The sequence below is a fragment of the Modestobacter versicolor genome (assembly GCF_041028285.1).
GTDB classification, from domain to species: Bacteria; Actinomycetota; Actinomycetes; order Mycobacteriales; family Geodermatophilaceae; genus Modestobacter; species Modestobacter versicolor_A.
On sequence record NZ_JABGDB010000061.1, the window covers coordinates 1 to 518 of the forward strand.

Annotated in this window: 1 protein-coding gene; it reads right to left on the bottom strand. The window is 45.6% G+C overall.

Annotated elements, in window-relative coordinates:
• Positions 1–72 precede the first annotated feature (72 nt).
• Positions 73–342 (bottom strand): hypothetical protein, encoded by a 270-nt coding sequence (locus HL054_RS22260; protein WP_369141312.1) that lies wholly within the window; start codon positions 340–342, stop codon positions 73–75.
• Between the last annotated feature and the right edge of the window lie 176 nt (positions 343–518).

The window sequence follows — 518 nt, forward strand, 5'->3', positions numbered from 1 at the left end:
GGTAACCATCACTACCACGGAAAAGAAACACCTTACCATCCTTTACTGGTAATACTACGTTCATTGATTACCTCAAAAAGGAATGTCATCATCCCACGGATCAAGAGTATCTGCGTCGATAAATTCTTGACGAGCGAGGATGCGACGCTGCTTAATCTCATGATTCAAATCAATCCGACGCTTAACCTGAATCAACTTTTGTATCTTCAGATTAACAACCATGTGGGGAACTTGCCCCACAAAGTTAACGTGCATCTTAGGGAATTGAAACAGTAAGAACTTAGCAGTCTCGAAGTTGTTGGGTAAGTTTACCCTCACCCCGTTGGAAAGTTCGTATTGCATGCTTCACCTTACTGAGAGATGCGAGCACCAACAGTTGCTTCAGCACGTTCGACCGGAACTTCCCAGCCGATGATCTCGAAGCTGTCAACCTGGCTGGTGTATTTACCAATGGTCTGTTCACCATTGACAGTCAGCCAATAGTAACCACCGTTTACTGGACGGTTGGAGGTGGCACG